At 69.4% G+C, this 5031-nt stretch carries 5 protein-coding genes; all 5 read right to left on the bottom strand.

The genetic code is table 11. The annotated features are described in order from the left end of the window. Window positions 1-303 (bottom strand): FAD-dependent oxidoreductase (locus AC5E6L_RS05805; protein ID WP_491771893.1); only part of this gene is annotated, 303 nt, incomplete at its 3' end. 13 nt (window positions 304-316) lie between these two features. After that, window positions 317-1678, bottom strand: coding sequence for a BCD family MFS transporter (locus AC5E6L_RS05800; protein WP_491771891.1), 1362 nt, complete (start codon window positions 1676-1678; stop codon window positions 317-319). A gap of 12 nt (window positions 1679-1690) precedes the next feature. Then, complete coding sequence (gene chlG / locus AC5E6L_RS05795) at window positions 1691-2605, bottom strand: chlorophyll synthase ChlG (RefSeq protein WP_491229523.1); 915 nt, start codon at window positions 2603-2605, stop codon at window positions 1691-1693. A 97-nt stretch (window positions 2606-2702) separates the two neighbouring features. Beyond that, window positions 2703-4136: a transcriptional regulator PpsR gene (ppsR, locus tag AC5E6L_RS05790; RefSeq protein ID WP_491771888.1), complete on the bottom strand. Its 1434-nt coding sequence runs from the start codon at window positions 4134-4136 to the stop codon at window positions 2703-2705. 6 nt (window positions 4137-4142) lie between these two features. After that, the coding region (locus AC5E6L_RS05785) for a cobalamin B12-binding domain-containing protein (RefSeq protein WP_491771886.1) at window positions 4143-5031 on the bottom strand (889 nt) is incomplete at its 5' end.

Genomic DNA, 5031 nt, shown 5'->3' with positions numbered 1-5031 from the left:
CAAGAACGGGTCGAACCGGTCGCGGTCGACCATGCCGACATAGCCGATATCGCCGATCCGCATGTCGACCGATCGGCCCGAGGGCGCGATGATGCGGGCCGCATGGGCCTTCGAGACCAGTTGCTCCTGCGGGATGTCGAACTCGCCGATCGCCTTGGTCGGGATCGCGCCGCCGCACGGCTTGATGCGCCCTTGCCTGTCGACCAGCACCACGTCGCGGCCCTGGCCGGCCAGATCGTGCGCGGCGGTCGCCCCGCCGGGCCCGCCGCCGATGACGATGACGTCGTGAACATGGTCGGACATGGATCGTTCCTCCCTATTCGGCCGGGGCGAGCGGGGCGCGCGCCGCCGGGCGTGGATGGCGGACGGCGGCGACGCCGATGGACGTGGCGATCAACGCCGAGATCAGGAACAGGACCGCCTCGCCGGTGAAGACGACCGCGAACGACAGCGCGACATCGCCGCTCAGCCAGCGCATCACGTCTATGGCCGCCGTGCCGAGGAAGCCGCCAAGGCCGAAGGCGATGGCCTGCGCGGCGCCCCACACGCCCATGCGGATGCCTTCGCGGGATTTGCGGCCCTGGCCGGACAGCGTCATCATCGTGCCGATCGCGGCGACGGCGAACACGCCGTTGGCGAAACCGAGCGCGAATATGTTGGCTTCGAGCGGCCAGGACGGCGCCTTGCCGGCGGCGATCGCCAGAAGGCCGAGCGCCAGGCCCGAGCCAATGCAGCCGATGACGGTGAACAGCCTCAAAAGGCCGGGCCGTCGCCTGGCGAACAGGCTGCCGACGATGCCGACAAAGGCCATGCCGAGCAGGACGCCGCCGTGCTGGATGCCGGACAAGGCGGTCGATTCGCCCGGCGTGAAGCCGAACAGGAGCCCGGCGAAGGGCTCCAGGATCAGGTCCTGCGTCTGGTAGGCGAGCATCGAGACGAAGACGAACACGGTGAAGACGCGCGCGGCCGGATCGTGCCATATCTCGATCAGAGCCTCGCGGAACGGGGTGCCCCGCCCCTTTGCATGGCTGTCGTCGCGGATTTGGCGGGTGCTGCGCTCGATGCCGGCGACGCCGAGCGCCGCGACGAAGAACGCGACGGTTCCCGAAACGGCCGTGATCGTCACGAGCCTGAGGTGCGAATAGGGATCGAGGAAGATGGAGGAGATGATCGCCGTTGCGACGATGCCGGCGATCATCATCATCCAGACCAGGGTCGCGGCCGCCGGCCGGCGTTCGGGCGCGGTGCGGCTTGCGAGCAGGGCCAGGAGCGAGGTGCCCGACGCGCCGATGCCGAAACCGATCAGGGTAAAGGCGACGAGCGCGGCCGCCATGCCGAGCCAGAAGCCCTGCTCGAACAGCAGCGTGGTCGCCGCGGCGCCGGTGCCGGACAGGGCCAGCAGCGCCAGCCCGCCGACAATCCACACGGTCCGGCTTGAGCCGTTGTCGGACGCATGGCCCCAGAGCGGCCGGCCGAGCTGCACCGCATAGTGCAGGCCGACGAGCAGGCCGGGGATCACCGCCGCCAGGGACAGTTCGACGACCATGACGCGGTTGAGCGTCGATGTGGTCAAAACGACGATCGAGCCGAGCGCGGCCTGAACCAGGCCCAGCCTGACGATGGCGAACCAGGACAGGCCGGCTTGCCGGGAAGGACGCAGGGCACGGGTCCGAAACATCGTGCCCCCTCCTCAGATCGCCGGGGCCGTCGCCGCCCCGAGCGCGAAGGCGGCGATCATCATGCCGGAGACGTAAAGGCCAACGCCGACGGCGCTGAACCAGACATCGCGTTCGAGCGGGTCGCCGACGAAGCGGACCATGGCACCGGCCTGCACCAGCACCAGCGCGGCGACGGCGGCGGCGTGCCAGGGCATGGCGAGCGCCAAAAGGACCGCGACCACGGCGGCCTGCGGAACGGCCATCACGAGGCTCGCCACGCGCGCGGCGCGCTTTGCGCCGAGCCGGACGGGCAGGGTGCGCACGCCCATCCGTGCGTCGCCCTCGATCGCCTTGAAATCGTTGATCGTCATGATGCCGTGCGCGCCGAGCCCGTACAGCAGCGCGACGGCGAGAACCGGGCCGGGCGGCAGCGTGCCGAGCGCGGCCGCTGCGGCGGTCATCCAGGGCAGGCTCTCATAGGCGAAGCCGCAGGCGCCGTTGCCCCACCAGCCGTTCTGCTTGAGGCGGACCGGCGGCATCGAATAGGCCCAGGCGAGGGCGAGGCCGATGACGGCGGCGACGAACACCCAGGGGCCGAGCACGGCTGCCAGCGCGAGCGACAGCGCGCTCCAGACCAGCGCGATATAAAGGCCCCAGCGGCCCGGCATGCGGCCCGAGGGGATGACCCGGCCGGGCTCGTTGATCGCATCGACATGACGGTCGAACCAGTCGTTGATCGCCTGGCTGCCGCCGCAGACCAGCGGGCCGGCGAGGATGACGCCGCCAAGGACATAGGGCCAGCGCTCTATGCCGACCGCGCCCACGGAAATCGCCCCGCAGGCATAGGCCCACATGGGCGGAAACCAGGTGATCGGCTTCAGCAGGGCCAGCACCGCGCCGGGCGCGGGGTGGGTCGGCCGGTGTGCTTGTGCCGTCGTCGCAGTCATGGCCGGAGGCTACGGCGCACATCTGTGTGTGTCAATTAATATTGACAGTCACCTGTGTCAAATATGCTTGCGGATGTGCGCCAGGCCGGGCGCGCGTTCAGCCACTGTTGTTGCTGCCGAAGTCTTCCAGGCCGTGCCGGCGCAGCTTGATGTAAAGGCTCTGGCGGGACAGGCCGAGCATGTCGGCCGCCGAGGCGCGGTTGTTGTCGGTCTGGCGCAGCGCCGCCTCGATGCACATCTTCTCGATCACGTCGACGGCCTCGCGGATCAGATCCTTGAGCGGCACGCGGCCGACCAGTTCGGCGAAATCGGACGAGCCCGCATCGGCGCCGGGCGCCGGCACGGTGAACTGGGTGTCGCGGCGGGCCGCTTCGGTGATCTGGACGCCGATCTGCCGGCCTTCGGCATCGCCGGGCATGCGTGCCGCCGACACGGCGACCGTCCTGGTCGTGCCCAGTTCGTCGCGGACGACGGTCGAGAACTGGCGCACCTGGCCCTCTTCGCGCACCCGCGACAGCAGCACCTGCAAGTCGACCGACGACGCGCCAAGCCAGCCGTTGAGGTTCCTGTCGAGGACCATCGACTTGTTGAGCATGTGGATCATGTCCAGGAACGGATCGTTGGCCGCCGCGATGATGCCCTTGCGGTCGATGATCACCAGCGCTTCGGCGAAGCTGTCCAGCACGGCGGCATCGGCGCTGTCGGCGGCGACGCCCTCGCCGGCGGCGGGCAGAAGCGACACCATCAGATTGCCGCGGCCGTTCTCGCGATAGGGCTCGATGACGGCGTTCAGCGGGGCGGTGTGGCCGACCGCGTGCAGGGTCAGCGTCCGGCGCGCGCCGCCATGGCGCGCCGCGCCGAGCGCATCGGACAGCGCGGCCCGGTCGCCGCGTTCGATGAGTTGCAGGGCGGGCTTGTCGATCAGCCGCGCGGCGGGCTGATGCAGCAGGTTCGCGCCCGTCAGATTGACGTCGATCATCGCATGGCTGTCGCCGTCGACGATGATGATCGCCTGCGCGGTCTTGTGGAAGATGGTGCGGTAGCGCCCTTCCGCTTCCCGGATCTTGCGGTACTCGGCCTCCAGCTCGGTCTGGGTCCTGACCAGTTGCCGCTGGATGTCGGACAGCTTGCGCATGTCCTCGCCGAGCGCGAGCCGCCAGGGCATGCCTTCGACCGAAACGAGCGAATAGTCGACGGGCAGGTCGGGCAGGTTCCTTGCGGGGTGGTTGACCTGCCGGCGCCGCGTCGTGCCGGCCTTGGCGTTCTCCTCGATCAGGGCGTCGATCTTGTCGAAGCACTCGGGCGTGACCGTGTCGCGCCAGGCGCGCCCGACCCAATCGTCGATGCCGTAGCGCTCAAGGCCCGGCTCGCGATAGGCCACGTCGACAATGTCGCCCTCTGCCGACAGCAGAAGCGACACGTCGGCGCCGACGGATGCGAGAAACGCGCCGGTGTCGGCGCCGGCCTTTTCGAAGAGCCGGGTCGACCGGCTGAAAATGCGATGATTGTGGCGTGAGACCTGCTTTTCCATGAGCGCTCACGGTGTCGCGGCGGGCGATGGCGATAGGGACGACGGCGACCGGCCGCCTGTGGACGAGGCGCGCGTTTCAAGCAGTTGCCGAGCCGCAGCCAGTGCCCCATACGTGCTCTCGCATATGCAGTCAACGCCAAGCCGCACCAGCCAGCGGCCGTGCTCGCGGCTTGCCCGCCCGCCGGCGATGATCGCCGGGCGCTTCCCGTAAGGAATTGCCTCGATGGCTTCGACCGTCTCGCGCGCGATCCCGGCCAGGGCGTCGGTCGACCAGGACAGGCAGACGATATCGTATCCGCGATCGACGATCCGGTCGATGATGGCCGCCCGGTCGGCCGGCCGGAACAGGTCGGTCGCCCAGCCCTCGGCGCGGAACAGTTCGTCGACAAGGCACTGGGCGAAATGATGGCCCTCGGTCGGCGGCACGGTGATCAGGACGCTGCCGAGTTCGCGGTGCTCGCCATGGGCGGCATTGGCATGCACGAGCTGGCGCAGCATCAGTTGCAGGCGGCCCATGGCGATCGTCACGTCCACGAAGCTGCGCGAATCGCGCGACCAGTCGTCGCCCAGCGATTGTGCCACCTTTTCAAGGAAGGCAAGCTTGCCGGCCATGGGCGCGGGCTGCCTGGCAAGCCAGCGGGCCGGCGCCGGCATCGGACGCGGGGCCGCGCCCTGGGCGCGCCGTGCGCCGCCCGTGGCGCCGTCGCCGTAAAGCGCCTGCTTGAACCGGGCGAGCGTGCGCGCCTCGCACAGTGCGCTGCGCGTCTCGACCGCACCGTCAAGGCCGAGCCGTTCCTTGGCTTGCCGGAAGACGCGGTTGCGGACGATGGCGTGAAGGCGCGGCGTATGCCGGCTCGCCTTGTCGAATTCGCCTTTGCCGGATTTGGCTTTGCCG

This window comes from Roseitalea sp., assembly GCF_984466335.1.
This window is presented reverse-complemented; position numbering and strand designations above follow the sequence as displayed.

Coding starts and splice junctions, on each gene's coding strand:
- ppsR (WP_491771888.1), bottom strand. CDS start 4,136: ATGGAAAAGCAGGTCTCACGCCACAATCATCGCATTTTCAGCCGGTCG.
- AC5E6L_RS05800 (WP_491771891.1), bottom strand. CDS start 1,678: ATGTTTCGGACCCGTGCCCTGCGTCCTTCCCGGCAAGCCGGCCTGTCC.
- chlG (WP_491229523.1), bottom strand. CDS start 2,605: ATGACTGCGACGACGGCACAAGCACACCGGCCGACCCACCCCGCGCCC.